At 67.9% G+C, this 19,276-nt stretch carries 11 protein-coding genes; 9 read left to right on the forward strand and 2 right to left on the reverse strand.

All coding sequences use genetic code 11. The annotated features are described in order from the left end of the window. Entirely contained in the window at positions 1 to 3,345 is a 3,345-nt protein-coding gene (locus tag BSQ44_RS17965) for a transglutaminase family protein (RefSeq protein ID WP_072606512.1), read from the reverse strand. A 119-nt stretch (positions 3,346 to 3,464) separates the two neighbouring features. Next, positions 3,465 to 4,262, reverse strand: a complete 798-nt coding sequence (locus tag BSQ44_RS17970) for a creatininase family protein (protein ID WP_072606513.1) — start codon at positions 4,260 to 4,262, stop codon at positions 3,465 to 3,467. A 292-nt stretch (positions 4,263 to 4,554) separates the two neighbouring features. Here BSQ44_RS17970 and BSQ44_RS17975 point away from each other — a divergent pair, with 292 nt between their 5' ends. The 9 genes from BSQ44_RS17975 to pbpC all read left to right on the forward strand — a co-directional run bounded on the left by BSQ44_RS17975 (position 4,555) and on the right by pbpC (position 19,188). Beyond that, positions 4,555 to 5,559, forward strand: coding sequence for an ABC transporter substrate-binding protein (locus tag BSQ44_RS17975; RefSeq protein WP_072606514.1), 1,005 nt, complete (start codon positions 4,555 to 4,557; stop codon positions 5,557 to 5,559). Between the two features lie 52 nt (positions 5,560 to 5,611). Continuing rightward, positions 5,612 to 6,445 (forward strand): ABC transporter ATP-binding protein, encoded by an 834-nt coding sequence (locus tag BSQ44_RS17980; RefSeq protein ID WP_235633435.1) that lies wholly within the window; start codon positions 5,612 to 5,614, stop codon positions 6,443 to 6,445. Then, the gene (locus tag BSQ44_RS17985) at positions 6,432 to 7,289 is read left to right on the forward strand and encodes an ABC transporter permease (protein WP_072606515.1); all 858 of its coding nucleotides are present in this window, start codon (positions 6,432 to 6,434) and stop codon (positions 7,287 to 7,289) included. The genes BSQ44_RS17980 and BSQ44_RS17985 overlap by 14 nt, the downstream gene beginning before the upstream one ends. Continuing rightward, positions 7,289 to 8,602, forward strand: coding sequence for a cytosine deaminase (locus BSQ44_RS17990; RefSeq protein ID WP_072606516.1), 1,314 nt, complete (start codon positions 7,289 to 7,291; stop codon positions 8,600 to 8,602). The genes BSQ44_RS17985 and BSQ44_RS17990 overlap by 1 nt, the downstream gene beginning before the upstream one ends. Positions 8,603 to 8,608: 6 nt before the next feature. After that, a complete protein-coding gene (locus BSQ44_RS17995) occupies positions 8,609 to 10,012 on the forward strand; it encodes an FAD-binding oxidoreductase (RefSeq protein ID WP_072606517.1) in 1,404 nt (467 codons plus the stop codon). A 29-nt stretch (positions 10,013 to 10,041) separates the two neighbouring features. Then, complete coding sequence (locus tag BSQ44_RS18000) at positions 10,042 to 10,623, forward strand: NAD(P)H-dependent oxidoreductase (protein ID WP_072606518.1); 582 nt, start codon at positions 10,042 to 10,044, stop codon at positions 10,621 to 10,623. After that, positions 10,623 to 11,210: an NAD(P)H-dependent oxidoreductase gene (locus tag BSQ44_RS18005; protein ID WP_072606519.1), complete on the forward strand. Its 588-nt coding sequence runs from the start codon at positions 10,623 to 10,625 to the stop codon at positions 11,208 to 11,210. Before BSQ44_RS18000 ends, BSQ44_RS18005 begins: the two co-directional genes overlap by 1 nt. A 177-nt stretch (positions 11,211 to 11,387) precedes the next feature. Further along, positions 11,388 to 16,853, forward strand: a complete 5,466-nt coding sequence (locus tag BSQ44_RS18010) for an alpha-2-macroglobulin family protein (RefSeq protein ID WP_072606520.1) — start codon at positions 11,388 to 11,390, stop codon at positions 16,851 to 16,853. Between the two features lie 286 nt (positions 16,854 to 17,139). Continuing rightward, complete coding sequence (pbpC, locus tag BSQ44_RS18015; protein WP_072606521.1) at positions 17,140 to 19,188, forward strand: penicillin-binding protein 1C; 2,049 nt, start codon at positions 17,140 to 17,142, stop codon at positions 19,186 to 19,188. Positions 19,189 to 19,276 lie beyond the last annotated feature (88 nt).

Raw genomic sequence — 19,276 nt, forward strand, 5'->3', positions numbered from 1 at the left:
CTAGAGCAGCGGCGGACGCCGCAGGTCGAGGGTCATCGGGAATTCTCCGGACACCTCCTCGACGGGCGGCACGCGCGATCCGGGCGTGTGACCCGAGGCCTCGAAGCGGGCGAGCCGCCGCGATTCGGCCTCGTTGGAGTTGACCGGGAAGGTCTCGTAGTTGCGCCCGCCGGGATGGGCGGAATGGTAGACGCAGCCGCCGATCGAGCGCTTCGACCAGCGGTCGTAGACGTCGAACACGAGCGGGCTGTCGACCGACAGCGCCGGATGCATGCCCGAGGCCGGCTGCCAGGCCTTGAAGCGCACGCCCGCCACAGCAGTACCCGCGCGCGAGGTCTTGGCGAGCGGCACGACGCGGCCGTTGCACAGCACCTGGTGGCGCTCCGGGTCGAGCCCGTCGGCCCTGACCTGCAGCCGCTCCACCGAGGAATCCACGAAGCGCACCGTGCCCCCGATCGCTCCCTGCTCGCCCATCACGTGCCACGGCTCCAGCGCCTGGCGCAGTTCGAGGTCGATGCCTTCGTAGGAGACCTGTCCGATGAAGGGAAAGCGGAATTCGAGCTGCGCCTCGAACCATTCGGGCGAAAAGTCGAAACCGTGCCGGCCGAGGTCGCCGAGCACGTCGAGGAAATCCTGCCAGACGAACCATGGCAGCATGAAGCGGTCGTGCAGCGTGGTGCCCCAGCGCACGAACTTGCCGTCGAGCGGATCCTGCCAGAAGCGCGCGATCAACGCCCGCACAAGGAGCTGCTGGGCGAGACTCATGCGCGGATTTGGCGGCATCTCGAAGCCGCGGAACTCGACCAGTCCGAGCCGCCCCGTCGGACCGTCTGGCGAGAACAGCTTGTCGATGCAGATCTCCGCGCGGTGCGTGTTGCCGGTCACGTCGACGAGCAGGTTGCGGAACAGGCGGTCGACCAGCCATGGCAGCGGAGCGGCCCCCTTCCCGGGCGCCGGCACCTGCGAGAGCGCGATCTCCAGTTCGTAGAGCGAATCGTGCCGCGCCTCGTCGACGCGCGGGGCCTGGCTGGTCGGGCCGATGAACAGGCCGGAGAACATGTAGGACAGCGCAGGATGCCGCTGCCAGAACAGGACCAGGCTCTTCAGCAGATCCGGCCGGCGCAGGAACGGGCTGTCGCCGGGGGTGGCACCGCCGACAACGACGTGGTTGCCGCCGCCGGTGCCGGTGTGCTTGCCGTCGATCATGAACTTGTCGGCGCCGAGGCGGCTCTGGCGGGCCTCCTCGTAGACCGCCGTCGTGATCCCGACGCATTCGCGCCAGTTGGCGGCCGGATGCACGTTGACCTCGATCACGCCGGGGTCCGGCGCGACGCGGATGACGTTAAGGCGCGGATCATGCGGCGGCGGATAGCCTTCGATGTGCACCGGCAGTCCGAGCGGTCGCGCCGCGTCCTCGGCTGCGGCCACCAGTTCCAGATAATCCTCCAGCGCCTCCACCGGGGGCATGAAGACGCACAGCCGCCCGTCGCGCGGCTCGACGGCAAGAGCGGTGCGCACCGCGCCCTCGATGTCGGTCAGATGCTGCTCGACGCGGTCCTGCGTTTCGCCCGCTGCCGTGAAGGAGGCTTCCGGCTGGGCGCGGCCGTCGGCCGGCGCCGGCTGGTTTCGGGCCAGGAGTTCGGCGCCTTCGGGCAGCGGGCCGCGCGCGACCGAGGGGTCTACCTCGACGATGAAGGGATAGCTCGACGGGGGCACGTAGGGCAGCGCGCCGAGCGGCAGCCGGTAGCCCACCGGCGAATCGCCCGGAACCAGGAAGAGCTTGCCGCGCCGCGTCTTCCACCGCTCGCTTCGCCAGCGGTGCCCGGAGGCGGCGGCCTGCCACCGCTGCACGGGCAGGACGAAGCCGGAAGGCTTCGTCAGGCCACGCTCGAACACGCGCGCGATCCGGTTGCGCGCCTCCGCGTCGTCCAGCTTCGAGTTGGACGGGTCGACGTTCTCGGGCAGGTTGCCTTCCTTCAGCACCCACTCGGCCGGGTCCTCGTAGGCGGGCGCAACGTTCTCGCGCGGCAGTCCGAGGTTCTCGGCGATGCCGGAAAGCAGCGCCTCGGCGGTCTCGGCGCTGGCCCCTGTCTGCGCCTTCTCCTCGGCCACCAGCGAGGGATCGGTCCAGATCGGCTTGCCGTCCTTGCGCCAGTAGAGCGAGAAGGTCCAGCGCGGCAGGGTCTCGCCAGGATACCACTTGCCCTGCCCGTAATGCAGGAAGCCGCCCGGCGCGAAGCGCTCGCGCAGGCGCCGGATCAGCCCGTCGGCAAGCGCGCGCTTGGTCGGCCCGACGGCGTCTGCGTTCCATTCGCCGGCTTCGAAATCGTCAATCGACACGAAGGTCGGCTCGCCGCCCATGGTCAGCCGCACGTCGTTGCCGGCAAGCGCGGCATCGACCTTTTCGCCGAGCGCGTCCAGCGCCTCCCAGGCGTCGTCCGAGAACGGCTTGGAAATGCGCGGGTGTTCGGCCACCCGGCTCACCGACATGTCGAACTCGAAATCCACCTCGGCGTAGCTCGCCAGGCCCGAGATCGGCGCAGCGTTGCGGTAGTGCGGCGTCGCGGCCAGCGGAATGTGGCTCTCGCCGGTGAGCAGGCCCGAGGTCGGATCGAGGCCGATCCAGCCGGCGCCCGGCAGGTAGACCTCGCACCAGGCGTGCAGGTCGGTGAAGTCGTGGTCGGTGCCCGCCGGCCCGTCGAGCGCGGCGAGATCGGGCTTGAGCTGGATCAGGTAGCCCGACACGAAGCGCGCCGCGATGCCCAGGTGCCGCAGCACGTTGACCAACAGCCAGGAGGAATCGCGGCACGAGCCTTTGGCGCTCGCCAGCGTCTCCTCGGGCGACTGCACGCCCGGCTCCATGCGGATGACGTAGCCGGTCTCGCGCTGGATGCGCGCATTGAGGTCGACGACGAAGTCGACCGTGTTCTTGGCGGAGCGATCGATGCTGTCGAGGAACGCCTGGAGCAGCGGCGTCACCGGCTCGGCCTTCAGGTAGATCGACAGGTCGTCGCGAAGATCCTCAGGATAGGAGAACGGCCAGGTCTCCGCCTCCGGCTCCACGAAGAAATCGAAGGGATTGTAGACCGTCATGTCCGCCACGAGGTCGACCTCGATGCGCAGCTCGCGCACGGGTTCGGGGAAGACGAAGCGGGCGAGATAGTTGCCGTAGGGATCCTGCTGGATGTTGACGAAGTGATTCGACGGCTCGACCTTCAGCGAATGGCTGATGACCCTGGTCTTGGAGTGCGGCGCCGGCTTCAGGCGTATCACCTGCGGGCCGAGCGTGACCGGGCGGTCGTAGCGGTAGTGCGTCAGATGGTGGACGGCTGCTTTGATGGACATGCTTGGTTTCGCGTTGCGGGCGGAGTGTCACAAATATCCGCGTCAGATACCACCGCTTTGTTGCAGCGCGGAAGGAGGCTGGCCACCAGACCGCGCGCGGCGGGGCTGATCGGGTCCGCTCAGGTGATCCAGTCGTCGAGCCGCGCAGCGCGCACGTCGTGCAGCAGCCGCACGAAACCGGCGGCCTGATGTTCGGCCGTAGCCCTGCCCTTTTCGGCGGTCGCGATGGAGGCGTCGCCGGCGACGCCCGCCGGGTTGATGTCGCTGGCGATCCAGGCGAAGGCGTGCGTGCCCTGCGGCTTCAGGAGCGCGAAGGTTTCGTCGGCCCGTGTGGTGGCGGAGGAAAAATCCTGTGCCCTTTTCATGTCGACCAGGTCCGGCCGGAAGTGGAGCATGAGCGACGTCTCGACATCGCCGCCGTGGATGCCGAGCCGCTCCTCCGCCTCCGTGTACATGCCCTCGGGCCGACCGAAGCGCTGCCAGCTCGTCTTCACCGCCAGCATCCTGGCACGCACCCGGAGTTCGCGTGCGACGATGCCCATGATCTCTTCGTTGCCGCCATGCGAATTGACAAAGACTATCTTGCGCACGCCGGCGCGGGCCACCGACAGCCCGAGTTCAGTCCAGGCCTCGATCAGGAGCGGCGCCGGCAGGGTCAGCGTGCCCGGCGCGTGCAGGTGCTCGTTCGACTTGCCCACCGCCTGCACCGGCAGGAAACGGGCATCCAGATCCTCCGGCAGCAGCGGGAAGACGGTCTCCAGCATGCCCTGCATGATGGTCGTGTCGGTCGAGACGGGCAGGTGCGGCCCGTGCTGCTCGATGGCGGCGACCGGCAGGACGGCGATCGTCGATTCCGGATCGATCGCCGCGTAGTCCGTCGTCCGGTAATCGCCCCACCAGACCTTTCGTGCCGTCATCGATGCGTTCCTTTTCCGACACTGCGCGGAGCGGTGTCCCGCTGCCACTATCCCCGGATGACGCCACGCATCAAGCGGGCGGGTGCACGAAACCGATGCGCCATGGACTCGCGGTGAAAAAATGGGCACGCTGCATGTGCGATCGGCAGCAGCCCGGCAGGCCGCCCGGTCGCCGGTCCGCGCGGCGGGCGCCCGCGCCGGTCCGGGCTCTGGCATGCGTCTTGCGTCATGAAAATCCGGTTTCCGTCACCCGCCGCGCGATGGCGGGTTCGAAGAATAAAGGGGTCGTGTCATGCATAGAAGGTTCCGTTCCGCCGTCGCCGCCATCGCCGTCCTGGCGCTCTCACCCGCGGTCGCGCATGCCGCAGAAAAGGTCGTCTTCGCCACCAACTGGCTCGCCCAGGCCGAGCATGGCGGCTATTACCAGGCCGTGGCCGACGGCACCTATGCCGAATGCGGGCTGGACGTAGAGATCATGCAGGGCGGGCCGCAGGTCTCCGGCCGGCCTCTGCTGCTCGCCGGCAAGATCGACTTCTACATGGGCGGCAACATGCTGCAGGCCTTCTCGGCCGTCGAGCAGGACATTCCGCTCAGGGTCGTCGCCGCGACCTTCCAGAAGGAGCCGCAGGTCCTGATGAGCCATCCGGGCCAGGGGCTCGACACCTGGGAGAGCCTGAAGGAGGCCGACCAGTACATCCTCGGCGACGAGGGCTTCCAGAGCTACTTCCAGTGGATGATCGCGGAGTTCGGCTTCGACGCGGCCAAGCGGGTGCCCTACACCTTCAACCCCGCGCCTTTCATCGCCAACCCGAAATCCGTGCAGCAGGGCTACGTGACCTCCGAGCCCTTCGCCATCGAGCGCGAGGGCGGCTTCGAGCCGAACCAGTTCCTGCTCGCCGATTTCGGCTTCACCACCTATGCGACCACCATCGAGACCATGCAGAAGACGATCGACGAGCGGCCCGAGGCCGTGCAGTGCTTCGTCGATGGCTCGGCCAAGGGCTGGTACAATTATCTCTACAACGACAACGCCGCCGCCAACGAGCTCATCAAGGCGGACAATCCGGACATGACCGACGAGCAGATCGCCTTCTCCATCGACCAGATGAAGAAGTTCGGCATCGTCGATTCCGGCGAGGCGGAGGAAAAGGGCATCGGCGCCATGACCGACGAAAAGATCGCCGACTTCTACGCCAAGATGGTCAACGCCAAGGTCGTCGCCGACGGGCTCGACATCAAGAAGTCCTACACGCTCGACTTCGTCAACAAGGGCGTCGGGATGGACCTGAAGAAGTAGTGGCTTCGGCCAGCCTGCGCATCGACGACCCGAAGGACCGGCCGTGCCCGAGGTGATCGCCCGGATAGAAGAAGAGCGACCGTTGCCGGCGGAAGCACCCGACGCCCCGCTGCTTCGCCTGCGCGGCGTCGGCAAGTCCTTCTCGAACGGGGTCACGGCGCTGCGCGGCGTCGACCTCGCGATCCGCGAGGGGGATTTCGTGAGCCTGCTCGGGCCGTCCGGCTGCGGCAAGTCGACGGCGCTGCGGATCGTCGCTGGCCTCTCCTCGCCTACCACCGGCCGGCTCGAATGGCAGCGCGAGGGCATCGGCCCCAACGACGTCGGCTTCGTCTTCCAGGAGCCGACGCTGATGCCCTGGGCGAGCGTCTTCGACAATGTCTGGCTGCCGCTGCGATTGCGCGGCGTCTCGCGCCGCGAGGCGGCACCGGCGATCCGCGAGCTTCTGGAGCGCGTGCACCTGTCGGGCTTCGAGGAGGCCGTGCCCCGCGAACTCTCCGGCGGCATGAAGATGCGCGTCTCGATCGCCCGCGGACTGGTGACGAAGCCGCGCGTGCTCCTCATGGACGAGCCCTTCGCCGCGCTCGACGAGATCACCCGCTTCAAGCTCAACGACGACCTCCTGGACCTGTGGCGCGACCAGCGCTTCACCGTCGTCTTCGTCACCCACAGCGTCTTCGAGAGCGTGTTCCTGTCGAACCGCATCGTCGTCATGGCAGCCAGGCCCGGCCGGGTGCACGACGAACTGGAGGTCGGCGCGCCCTACCCCCGCGACGAGCGCTTCCGCACCTCGCCGGAATACGCAGCCTTATGCCGGGAAGCCTCCGAGGCGCTTCTGTCCGCGATCAACGCCACCCACGAATCCGGAGCCGCGCATGGCGGCCGTTGAGGAGAGCCGTCCGGCCACGATGCTCGACGCGGAAGAGGCGCGCCGCGCCCGCACCGAGCGGCTGGAGCGCATCGGCAAATGGGTCCTGCCGCTGGCGATCATGCTCGCGGCCATCCTCGCCTGGGACCGCATCTGCGTCTGGAACGAGATCCCGCACTACATCCTGCCGCGACCGGGACTTGTGCTCCAGTCGCTGATCGACGACCGCGCGCTGTTGTTCTCCTCGCTGCTCGTCACGCTGCGCATCACCTTCCTCGGCCTGGCGCTCGCCGTCTTCGGCGGTGTCGGCCTCGCCGTGCTCTTCACGCAGTCGAAATGGGTGGAGATGTCCTTCTTCCCCTTCGCGGTGGTGCTGCAGGTGACGCCGATCGTCGCGATCTTCCCGCTGATCAACATCTACGTCGACAACCAGACCGCCAAGCTGCTGCTCTGCGCCTGGATAGTCGCCTTCTTCCCGATCCTGTCCAACACCACGCTGGGGCTGAACTCCGCCGACCGCAATTTGCGCGACCTCTTCCGGCTCAACGGCGCCAGCCGCTGGCAGGAACTGTGGCTGCTCAGGCTCCCGTCCGCCATGCCCTACTTCCTCGGCGGCCTGAAGATCGCGGGCGGCCTGGCGCTCATCGGCGCGGTGGTGGCCGAGTTCGTCGCCGGTGCGGCAGGCCAGTCCTCGGGGCTCGCCTCGCGCATCATCGAGGCCGGCTACCGCCTGAACGCGCCGCGGCTTTTCGCGGCGTTGATCCTGATCTCGGCCACGGGCATCGTCATCTTCCTCGTCCTCTCGTGGATCTCCCACCTGATCCTGCGGCGCTGGCACGAGAGCGCGCTGAAGCAGGAGCGTTGATGACATCGCAACTCGACCTCCCCTCCTCCGGTTGGTACGTGCTGGCCAATGCCCGCGTGCATTTCTCATTGACCACCGCCGACATCGGCGCGACCGACGAGGATGGCTTCGCTCTTGTCGATATCGCCATCGCCGACGGGAAGATCACCGGCATCGCGCCGCGACGGGACAAGCCGGTCCCGCCGCGCGCGGTCGATCTCGCCGGCCGCATCGTGTTCCCCTGCTTCGTCGACTGCCACACCCATCTGGACAAGGGCCACATCTGGCCGCGCAGGCGCAATCCCGACGGCTCCTTCATGGGCGCGCTGGAGGCGGTCGGCGCCGACCGGGCGGCGAACTGGTCGGCGGCGGACGTCGAGGCGCGCATGGAGTTCGCCCTGAAATGCGCATTCGCGCACGGAACCAAGGCGATACGCACCCATCTTGATTCGATTTCTCCGCAGGAGACGATCTCCTGGCCGGTGTTCGAGTCGATGCGCGAGCGCTGGGCGGGCCGTATCGACCTCCAGGCCGTCTGCCTGCTCGGCATCGACGGGGTGCGCGAGACGGACTGGTTCGCGGATCTCGCCGGCCGCGTCGCCGCCGCGCGCGGCATGCTCGGCGCCGTGACCTACATGGTGCCCGAGCTAGAGCCGCTGCTCGACCGGGTCTTCGAGACCGCCATCGAACGCGGCCTAGACCTCGATTTCCACGCCGACGAGACCGACGACGTCTCGGCCATCTCCCTGAAGAAGATCGCCGAAAAGGCGCTGGAACATCGTTTCGAAGGAAAAATCCTCGTCGGCCACTGCTGCTCGCTGGCGCGCCAGCCGGATGCGGACGTGCTCGACACGCTGGACAAGGTCGCCCGGGCGGGCGTGGCCGTCGTGTCGCTGCCTATGTGCAACATGTATCTCCAGGACCGCCGCTTCGACGGCACGACGCCGCGCTGGCGCGGGGTGACGCTGCTGCATGAGATGAAGGCCCGCGGCATCCCCGTCGCCGTCGCCTCGGACAACACGCGCGATCCGTTCTATGCCTATGGCGACCTCGACATGCTGGAGGTCTACCGCATGGCGACCCGCACCCTGCATTTCGATCATCCGGTCGCCGACTGGCCCAGGACGGTGGCGGCGACGCCGGCCGACATCATGCGGTTGCAGGATGCGGGAAGGCTCGCCGTGGGCGGCGCTGCCGATCTCGTCGTCTTCCGGGGGCGGAGCTGGACCGAACTGCTGTCGCGGCCCGAAAGTGGCCGCATCGTCGTGCGAGATGGCCGCGCGATCGAGGCCGCCGTGCCGGACTATTCCGAACTCGACACCGTCGTAGGTTAGGAACTGATGGATATCGAAGCGCTCAAAACCGAAATCGATGGCATCCGGATCGAGGAGAATCCGGCCGTCGTGAAGCAGAAGAGTCGGGATTTCTTCTGGTATTCGCCGGTCTTGAAGGAGCAACTCGATCACATTACGGCCGACATCGTGGTCTCGCCAAACGACGAGGCCGAGGTGATCCGGGTGCTTTCGGCATGCTGCCGGCTCGGCATCCCGGTTACGCCGCGCGGCACCGGTACGGGCAACTACGGCCAGGCCATGCCGCTCTCGGGCGGCGTAATCCTGAACCTCGCTGAGATGAGCGCCGTCAGGGAGATCGCGCCGGGCCGGGTGGTCTGCGAGCCGGGGGCGGTGCTGGCCCAGATCGACCGCGCCACGCGCGCTCATTCGGGCCAGGAGCTTCGTCTGTCGCCCTCGACCTACCAGACCGCCTCCATCGGCGGCTTCGTGGCCGGGGGGTCGGGCGGCATCGGCTCCATCCGCTGGGGTGGCCTGCGCGACCTCGGCAACATCCTGCGGCTGCGCGTGGTGACCATGGAGGAAGAGCCGCGCGTGCTCGAACTCACCGGCGAGGAACTGCACAAGGTCACCCATGCCTACGGCACCAACGGCATCATCACCGAAGTGGAGATGCCGCTGACCGCCGCCTACGAGTGGGTGGACGTGATCGTCGGCTTCGAGAGCTTCATGGACGCCGCCCGCTACGGCAACGCGCTGGCGCGTCAGGACGGCATTCTCACCAAGCTGATCTCGCCCATCGCCGCCCCTGCCCCCTTCGACTATTTCAAGCGGCACCAGAAATTCCTGCGGGAGGGGCAGAGCGTCTGCCTGGTCATGGTCGCGCCGCAGTCGCTCGATGCCTTCCGCGCCTTCACCGAGCGCGCCGGCGGCGAAGTCGTCTTCGATGCCGCCGATGCGGGCCCGGAGGAGACCAAGGGCCTGCCGCCCGTGACGGAGCTCTCGTGGAACCACACGACGCTGAGGGCACTGCGGGTCGATTCGGCAATCACCTATCTCCAGGTGCTCTACCCATTCCCCAATCAGATCGACCTCGTGGCGAAGATCCACGCCATGATCCCCGACGAGATGATCGGGCATCTGGAGTTCGTGCGCTTCGACGGCGACATCACCTGCTTCGGCCTGCCGATGATCCGCTATTCGACGGCGGAGAGGCTGGAGGAGATCATCCGGCTGCACGAGGAGAACGGCTGCCCTATCTTCAATCCGCACCGCTACACGCTGGAGGAAGGCGGCATGAAGCAGACCGACGAGGTCCAGCTCGCCTTCAAGCGCGAGGCCGACCCAAAAGGCCTGCTCAACCCAGGCAAGATGATAGCCTGGGAGAACCCCGACTACGACTACCGCTCCGACAAGCCGTTCCTCTTTCCCCGTCTGCAGAGGGCGTCCTGAGCCTTGATGGTCGCTCGTCCCTGATCGCCATGAGAATCCTCCTCCTCCACGCCCACCCGGTGGAAACGAGCTTCAACGCCGCACTTCACCGGCTGATCGTCGAGCGGCTGGTGGCGAAGGGGCACGAGGTGGACGACTGCGACCTCTATGCCGAGGATTTCGACCCGCGCCTGTCGCGGGAGGAACGGCTCGACTATCACGACCTCGACCGCAACGTTTCGCGCGTGAGGCCGCACGTGGAGCGGTTGCGGTCCGCCAATGCGCTGGTCATGTGCTACCCGGTCTGGAACTTCGGCTATCCCGCGATCCTGAAAGGCTATTTCGACCGCGTCTTCCTGCCCGGCGTCTCCTTCGCGATGGTGGACGGCAAGGCGCAGCCCTCGCTGCACAACATTTCCAAAGTTGCGGCCGTCACCACCTATGGCGGCGACCGTCTGCGCGCCTGGCTGATGGGCGACCCGCCGCGCAAGCTCATCCGGCGCCACCTGCGCGTCACCGTGAGGCCCGGCGCGCCGGTCCAGTACCTCGCCCACTACGACATGAACCGTTCGACCGACGCCAGCCGCAAGCGCTTCATGGACAAGGTCGCAAGGGCGATGGACGCCTTCTGATGCGGGTGCTCGTCGTCCACTGCCATCCGGTTCCGGAGAGCTTCTGCGCGGCTTTGCGCGACACCGCTCTTCGGGCATTGAAGCGCGCGGGCCACGAGACGCGGCTGATCGATCTCTACGCGGAAAAGTTCGATCCCGTCATGGGCTGCGAGGAGCGCCGCACCTACAACGACCGCGCCCCGACCGATCCCACACTCGGCCCCCACATCGAGGCGCTCGGCTGGGCGGAAGCGATCGTCTTCGTCTATCCGACGTGGTGGTACGGGCTGCCGGCCATGCTGAAGGGCTGGCTCGACCGGGTCTGGGCGCTCGACGTCGTCTTCAAACTCGACAAGAAAGGCGGCAAGATCCGGCCGCTCCTCACCCATGTCCGCAAGATCGCGGTGGTCACGACCTGCGGCGCGCCGCTCTGGTGGTCGCATGTCGTCGGCCATCCCGGCCGGCGGACCATTCTGCGCGGCATCCGGGCGCTGTGCGGCTGGCGCTGCAAGACCCTGTTCCTTGCGCACTACCGCATGGACCAGTCGACGCCCAGCTCCCGCGCGGCATACCTGAAGAAGGTCGAGGTCAAGCTCTCCGCATTTTAGGCGCAATCTCGCGCTTGCCTGCCCCTGGGTGAGGTTCGGCGCACATGCCGCAATCGGCTTTGGTGACATCGGCAGCACACGCGGCCGGAACCGTGTAGTGTCACGCGGGCAGGCACAGGACGCCACAGTCCTGAAACAGGCCCTTGCTACGGCAAAGGGCTCCGGAGGAACAATTTCATGCGCGCATTCCGTGTCATCGCCGTCATCCTTGCCGCCCTGCTCGGCACGGCCACGGGCACCCTGGCCCAGGAGGCCCGCCAGATCGTCACCACTCAGGACGGCGACTATTTCGGCTTCGATCTCCGGACCGAGCAGAACATGTCGCTCGACCAGTGCAAGTCGGCCTGCCTCGGCGACCCTTCCTGCCGCGCCTTCACCCACAACACCCGCGCGCAATGGTGCTTCCTCAAATCCGATTACAACACGCTGAACACCTTCCCCGGCGCGGTCGCCGGCAAGGTGGTCGACCTGAGCGGCGAGCCGGACATCGGCGCTCCGCCGGAGCTGTCGTTCGTCGCGTCCTACGTTCTCGACGACGCCCGCTCCTGGCGCCAGGACCTCCTTTCCAAGGCCTCGGCCGGAGGTGCCGGCCTGGTGTCGCTGGTCGATGCCGCGCAGAACGCGATGGACAACAACGACCCGCGCGCCGCGATGCTGAACTACACCAATGCGCTGACGATCCTGCCGGACGACACCGCTCTGTGGACCGGGCTCGCCGAGGCGGCGAACGCCGTGGTGCCCGGCGGCGGCGAGAGCAGCTACTATTTCCAGCGCGCCGGCACCAGCGCCGCGATCAACGGCTACCGTCTCTCGCGCACCGCCACGGAGCGCGCCAACGCGCTGAACGCGCTGGCCGAGGCGCTGGAAAAGCGCAGCATGCACCGGCCGGCGATCACCGCATTGGAACGCAGCATCGCCCTGGTGACCTCGGTAGAGACCTTGCAACGCTACGCCGACCTGAAGAGCCAGTGGGGCTTCCGCGTCATCGAGCACACGGTCGATTCCGATAATGCCAGCCCGCGCGTCTGCGTCCAGTTCTCCGAGGAACTGGCCAAGAGCGGCATCGACTACGCGCAGTTCGTCAGCGTCGACAACGCCCCCACCACCGCCGTCGAAAAGGGCGATCGCGAGCTCTGCGTCGAGGGACTGGAGCATGGCGGTCGCTACCGCATCGTCATCCGCCAGGGCCTTCCCGCCGCCATCGGCGAGGTAATCGGCGAGCCCGTCGCACTGGACATCTACATCCGGGACCGCTCGCCCTCGCTGCGCTTCACCGGCGATAATTTCGTGCTGCCCAACAGCGCCCGCCGCGGCATCCCCGTGGTCTCGGTGAACACCGACAAGGCCGACATCGCGCTCTACCGGATCGGCGACCGCTCGCTGTCGCGCCTGCTCACGCAGTCGCAGTTCCTGCGGCAACTCGACGCCTACGAGATCGGCAGCATCGCCGACGACCTCGGCGAGCCCGTCTTCAAGGGCTCGCTCGACATCAAGTCCGAACTCAACGAGGAGGTGGTCACCGCCTTCCCGGTCGACGAGGCGATCCCCGAGCGCAAGCCCGGCGTCTACGTGATGACCGCCACGCCCGAGGGCGACCGGCGCGAAAGCTGGGACTCCCGTGCCACGCAATGGTTCGTTATCTCCGACATCGGCCTCGTCACCTTTGCCGGCAATGACGGCCTGTCGGTCTTCGCCCGCTCGCTGGACACAGCGAAGCCGAAAGCCGGCCTCGAGCTGAAGCTCGTCGCCCGCAACAACGAGCTGCTCGGTACCGCGACCACCGACGTCGACGGACGCGCCGTGTTCGACGCCGGCCTGATGCGCGGCGACAGCGGTCTCGCGCCCGCCGTGATCATGGCGAGCGGCGACGGCGACGATTTCGTCTTCCTCGACATGACGCGCTCCGGCTTCGACCTGTCCGACCGCGGCGTCGAGGGCCGCGCCTCCCCTGGTCCGCTGGACGTCTACGCCTGGACCGAGCGCGGCATCTACCGTGCCGGCGAGACGGTCCACGCCGCCGCGCTGAACCGCGACACGGAGGCCGAGGCCGTCGACGACCTGCCGCTGACCTTCATCTTCCAGCGCCCCGACGGCGTGGAGGATCGCCGCGTCGTCTCCTCCGGCGCCGAGCTCGGCGGACACGCGGTCGATCTCGACCTGTCGGCCAACGCCATGCGCGGCACCTGGATGGTCCGCATCCATGCCGACCCGAAAGCGGCGGCAATCGCGGAAAAGACCTTCCTGGTCGAGGACTTCGTTCCCGACCGGATCGAGTTCGACCTGACCAGCGACAAGGACGAGGTGGCCGTCGGCGAGCAGGCGACGCTCACCGTCGACGGGCGCTATCTATACGGCGCGCCGGCCGAGGGCCTGTCGCTCGAAGGCCAGCTCACCGTCTCTCGCACCCGCGAATGGGAAGAGTTCCCGGGCTACTATTTCGGGCTGGAGGACGAGGAGGACGTCGAGGACACGCGCACGACGCTCCAGGAGCTGCCGCAGACCGGCGCGGACGGCAAGGCAGAGTTCGAGGTCGCCGTCGACGCGGTGCCCTCCACGACCCAGTTCCTGATGGCCGAAGCCTCGGTGCGGCTGGTGGAAGCCGGCGGACGCGCGGTCGAGCGCTCCATCGACATCGAGATCACGCCCGAAAGCGACATGCTCGGCCTGAAGCCCGAATTCGAGGGCGGATCGGTGCCCGAAGGCGGCACGGCCAACTTCCGCGTCATCGCCGTCGATCCGGCCGGCGACCGCGTCGAGATGAAGGACGTCCGCTGGTCGCTGATCAAGCTGGAGCGGCACTACCAGTGGTATCGCAACGGCAACAGCTGGGACTACGAGCCGATCACCTCGACCACCATGGTCGAGGACGGCACGGTGGACGCTTCCGCGACCGCCGAACCGATGATCTCCGTGTCCGTCGACTGGGGCCGCTACCGCATGGAGATCGAGACCGGAGATCCGAACGGACCGGCGACCAGCGTCGAGTTCGAGGCGGGCTGGTACGTCGAGGCGAGCTCCACGGAGACGCCGGACGGGCTGGAGGTCGCGCTCGACAAGGATTCCTATTCCGTCGGCGAGACCGCCAAGCTGAAGATATCGCCGCGCTTCGCCGGCGAGGTGCTGGTGACGACCGGCGCTGAGAGCCTGCTATCGACCATCACCGCCACCGTGCCAGAGGGCGGCACGACCATCGACATCCCGGTGACCGAGGAGCTCGGTGCCGGCGCCTATGTCATGGCGACCGTGTTCCGCCCCGGCGAGGCGCAGGAATCGCGCCTGCCCATGCGCGCCATCGGGCTGAAATGGCTCAAGGTCGATCCCGGCGAGCGCAAGCTCTCGGTCTCGATCGAGGCGCCGGAAAAGACCGAGCCTCGGCAGCCGCTGGTGCTGCCCGTCTCCGTCAGCGGCCTGCAGCCGGGCGAGGAAGCCTATGTCACCATCGCCGCGGTCGACGTCGGCATCCTCAACCTCACCCGCTACGAGGCGCCGGACCCGACGAAGTGGTACTTTGGCCAGCGCCGGCTGGGACTGGAGATGCGCGACCTCTACGGCCGCCTGATCGACGGTTCGCAGGGCGCCTTCGGGCGGCTCAGGACCGGTGGCGACGGCGGCGCGATGGCCCCGCAGGGCAACCCGCCGACCGAGAAGCTCGTCGCCTTCTTCTCCGGCATCCTGAAGGTGGACGACGAAGGCCGTGCCAGCGCCGCCTTCGACATCCCGCAGTTCAACGGCACGGTCCGCGTCATGGCGGTGGCGTGGTCGAAGGACGGCACCGGCAGCGCCTCGAAGGACGTGATCGTGCGCGACCCGGTCGTGGTGACCGCAAGCCTGCCGCGCTTCATGGCGCCGAGCGACCAGGCACGGCTGCTTCTGGAGATCGCCAACACCGACGGCCCGGCCGGCGACTACCAGCTCGCCGTTTCGACCGGCGGCGCACTGCTGCCGACCGAAGGCGGCGTACCGGAAACGGTCAGCCTGCCCGCCGGCGGCAAGACCGAGCTTTCGATCCCGCTGACGGCGGATACCCCCGGTATCGGCGAGATCACAATCGCGCTCACCCACGCCTCCGGGCTGACGGTGAACCGCACCCAGACCCTGCCGGTACGGCCCGGCGTGATGCCGGTCACCACGCGCCAGACGGTGACGCTCGCGGCCAACGGCGGCAGCCTGAGGATCGACGGCGAACTTCTGGCCTCTTCGATCCCGCAGGGCGCGTCGGTAGCGGTCAACGTGTCGCGCATGACGGCCTTCGACGTGCCGGCGCTCTTGATGTCGCTCGACCGCTATCCTTACGGCTGCGCCGAGCAGACCACCAGCCGGGCGCTGCCGCTGCTCTATGTCAGCGAACTTTCCAAGACCTCCGGCATGGAGGACGATCCCGAACTGCGCAAGCGCGTGCAGGACGCCATCGAGCGGGTGCTCGCCTACCAATCCTCCTCCGGCAGCTTCGGCCTCTGGGGTCCCGGCTCGGGCGATCTTTGGCTCGATTCCTACGTCACCGACTTCCTGACCCGGGCGCGCGAACTCGACTATGAGGTACCCGAGCAGGCGATGTCGCAGGCGCTGATGAACCTGCAGAACTCTCTCGCCTACGACGTCAACATCGAGAGCAATGGCAACGAGATCGCTTATTCGCTCTACGTGCTCGCCCGCAACAGGAAGGCTTCGGCCGGCGACCTGCGCTATTATTCCGATACGCAGATCGACCAGTTCGCGAGCCCCCTGTCGCGCGCCCAGCTCGCCGCGAGCCTGGCGCTTTACGGCGATCCCGCGCGTGCCGAGAGCACCTTCGCCTCGGCCTTCCGGCTTGCGCAGCAGACCGCCGGCGGCTACACGGCGCGCAGCGACTATGGTTCGAAGCTGCGCGACGGGGCGGCCATGCTGGCGCTGGCCACCGAAAGCCGGCCGGAGCCGGCGCTGATCCCGAACATGGTCCAGTACGTCGCCGACGTGCGCCAGCAGACGCGCCATCTCAGCACGCAGGACGAGGCCTGGATGCTGCTCGCCGCCCGCGCGGTGCAGCAGTCCAGCGACGACATCCGGCTCGAGGTCGCGGGGACTCCCCACCAGGGCGCGTTCACGAAGCGCATGGAGGGGTCGGAAGTGACCGAAAATCCCTTCACTGTCGTCAACCGCGGCGCCGAGCCGGTCGACGCGATCGTCACCACGGTCGCCGCCCCCGAGCAGCCGCTGCCGGCCGGCGGCCAGGGCTTCACGATCGAACGGACCTACTACACGCTCGACGGCCAGCAGGCGAACGTCACGCAGGCGAGGCAGAACGAGCGCTACGTGGTGGTGCTGAAGGTGAACGAGGCCAACGCCTGGCCCTCGCGCATCCTCGTTTCCGACCTGCTTCCGGCCGGCTTCGAGATCGACAATCCGCGCCTGGTCGACAGTGCGGCCCTGGCGAATTTTGAATGGCTCGGCCAGACCAGCGCCGTGCACACCGAGTTCCGCGACGACCGCTTCATCGCGGCCTTCAACCGCGAGGAAGGCGACGCCCGCGATATCACGCTCGCCTATGTCGTGCGCGCCGTGACGCCCGGCGTCTTCATGCACCCGGCGGCCAGCGTGGAAGACATGTACCGTCCGGAGCTTTCGGCCCGCACGGCGACGGGGCTGATGGAGGTGCGGGGCGAATGAGCCACGCGTCGCGCCTGTGAGCACGTCGGGATCCGAACCGCCAGCCCTTGAGGGTAATGGGGACACCAGCACGACGCTTCCACAAGCGTCGAACACCCTACCCCCACCCCTAACCCCTCCCCTCAAGGGGGAGGGGGATACTGTTCTTGCACACGCCGAGACATCCACGGGGATTGAAACCCAACGGAGCGGATTCCCCTCCCCCTCGAGGGGAGGAGTTAGGGGTGGGGGTCGGATCGTTCCACAGCCCAAGATCCGGCGATTGGTCCGCGGTCTAGGAACCGTTGTGGTGATCATCGCACTGACCGCTACCGCCTCCCTCTTCACGCTCGACCGTCTCGACCGCGCATACCCTCCCCCGCTCGACCAGGCCGCCGCGATCTCCACCGAGGTCGTCGACCGCGACGGTGCGCTCCTGCGCGCCTATGCGACCGGCGATGGCCGCTGGCGGCTGGCGGCGGACCTGAAGGCGCTCGATCCGCAGTTCAAGACGATGCTGGTCGCCTACGAGGATCAGCGCTTCTGGAGCCATCACGGCGTCGATCCGGTCGCCGTGCTGCGCGCAGCATGGCAGCTCATAACCAACGGGCGGATCGTGTCGGGCGGGTCGACCATCACCATGCAGCTGGCGCGGCTGATCGAGCCGCGCGAGGAGCGGAGCCTGGGCGCCAAGCTGCGGCAGGCGGCGCGCGCGCTGCAGATCGAGCGCAGGCTTTCCAAGGACGAGATCCTGCAGCGCTACCTGACGATGGCGCCCTATGGCGGCAATCTGGAAGGGGTGCGCGCAGCCAGTCTCGCCTGGTTCGGCAAGGAACCCAACCGGCTGACGCTGCCCGAGGCGGCGCTGCTGGTGGCCCTGCCGCAGTCGCCCGAGGCGCGCCGGCCCGACCGGCACCGGAAGGCCGCGAAAGCGGCGCGTGACCGCGTGCTCGCCCGCATGGCCGAGGCCGGCGTGATCATCGAAAGCGAAGTGGAGCGCGCCTCGGCGGAGGCGGTGTCGGGCCTGCGCCGCCACCTGCCGGGCCTCGCGGCCCATGTCGCCGACGAAGCGCTGCGCCGCGACCCGCAGGCGACGCGCCACCAGGTGACCATCGATCGCGGCGTCCAGGAGGCGCTGGAGAAGGTGGCGAGCGACGCCGCCGCGCGCATCGGCCCGAAGGTGTCGGTCGCCATGGTACTGGCGGACGCGCAGACCGGCGAGTTGCTCGCCAAGGTCGGCTCGGCCGACTATTTCGAGCCGCGCCGCGCCGGTTGGATCGACATGGCGCGCGCGCAGCGCTCGCCCGGCTCGACGCTGAAGCCCTTCATCTACGGGTTGGCGGTCGAGGATGGGCTGGTCATGCAGGAGACGATGATCGAGGACCGGCCGGCGAACTTTTCCGGCTACCGGCCGAAGAACTTCGACATGGACTACCAAGGCGACGTGACCATCCGCCAGGCGCTGCAGCTGTCGCTCAACGTACCGGCGATCCGGCTGCTCGACGCGGTCGGGCCGGTGCGGCTGGTATCGCGGCTGAAGCGCGGCGACGTCGTCCCGGCCCTGCCGCGCGGCGAGACGCCGGGGCTGGCGATCGGGCTTGGCGGCGCGGGCCTGACGCTGGAACAGCTGGTGCAGCTCTACACCGGGCTCGCGAACGGCGGCCGCGTGTCGCCGCTACGTTTCTTCCCCGACGAAAGACCCACAGCCCTTCCGGATGCCATCCTGTCGCGGCAGGCGGTGTGGCAGGTGGCCGACATGCTGTCGGGCGTCGCGCCGCCGCAGGGCGCGCCGCGCCTCCGCATCGCCTACAAGACCGGCACCTCCTACGGCTTTCGCGACGCCTGGTCGGTCGGCTACGACGGGCGCCATGTGCTCGGCGTCTGGGTCGGCCGGCCGGACGGCGGCTCGGTGCCGGGCCTGACCGGATATCTCGCTGCCGCGCCCATCATCTTCGAAGCCTTCTCCAAATCCGGCCTCGGCATCGAGCCCCTGCCCCGCGCGCCGGCCGGCGCGGTGCGGCTGTCGCGCACCGAACTGCCCTTCTCGCTGCGCCGCTTCGCCCCGCCCGAGCAGGCGCTGGTGGCCGGCGCCCCGACCGAGCCGGCGCCGGAGATCGTCTTCCCGCCCGCCGGCGCGCGGGTCGATCTCGGCCTAACAAGAGGCAGCACCATACCGCTGGCGCTCAAGCTCAACGGCGGCCGCGCCCCCTTCCGCTGGCTGGCCAACGGTAAGCCCGTGCCGGTCTCGGCGCGGCGGCGCACCGGCTCGTGGACGCCGGACGGCGCCGGATTTTCCACCCTGACGGTTATCGACGCGGCGGGACGGGCGGCGAGTGTGCGGGTGTTCGTGGAGTAGGGCAAAGGCGATCCGCCTTGAATATGCGGCTTCCTCAAAGTATTCTTGCTATGCCATCGACTTCTCGATATTGCCTCGTGGAATTCAG

It is taken from the genome of Aquibium oceanicum (assembly GCF_001889605.1).
Taxonomy (GTDB): domain Bacteria; phylum Pseudomonadota; class Alphaproteobacteria; order Rhizobiales; family Rhizobiaceae; genus Aquibium; species Aquibium oceanicum.

What these genes read in the sequence shown, in the direction of transcription:
- BSQ44_RS17965 (WP_072606512.1), bottom strand. Translation starts at nt 3,345, where the DNA reads ATGTCCATCAAAGCAGCCGTCCACCATCTGACGCACTACCGCTACGAC.
- BSQ44_RS17970 (WP_072606513.1), bottom strand. Translation starts at nt 4,262, where the DNA reads ATGACGGCACGAAAGGTCTGGTGGGGCGATTACCGGACGACGGACTAC.
- BSQ44_RS17975 (WP_072606514.1), top strand. Translation starts at nt 4,555, where the DNA reads ATGCATAGAAGGTTCCGTTCCGCCGTCGCCGCCATCGCCGTCCTGGCG.
- BSQ44_RS17985 (WP_072606515.1), top strand. Translation starts at nt 6,432, where the DNA reads ATGGCGGCCGTTGAGGAGAGCCGTCCGGCCACGATGCTCGACGCGGAA.
- BSQ44_RS17990 (WP_072606516.1), top strand. Translation starts at nt 7,289, where the DNA reads ATGACATCGCAACTCGACCTCCCCTCCTCCGGTTGGTACGTGCTGGCC.
- BSQ44_RS17995 (WP_072606517.1), top strand. Translation starts at nt 8,609, where the DNA reads ATGGATATCGAAGCGCTCAAAACCGAAATCGATGGCATCCGGATCGAG.
- BSQ44_RS18000 (WP_072606518.1), top strand. Translation starts at nt 10,042, where the DNA reads ATGAGAATCCTCCTCCTCCACGCCCACCCGGTGGAAACGAGCTTCAAC.
- BSQ44_RS18005 (WP_072606519.1), top strand. Translation starts at nt 10,623, where the DNA reads ATGCGGGTGCTCGTCGTCCACTGCCATCCGGTTCCGGAGAGCTTCTGC.
- BSQ44_RS18010 (WP_072606520.1), top strand. Translation starts at nt 11,388, where the DNA reads ATGCGCGCATTCCGTGTCATCGCCGTCATCCTTGCCGCCCTGCTCGGC.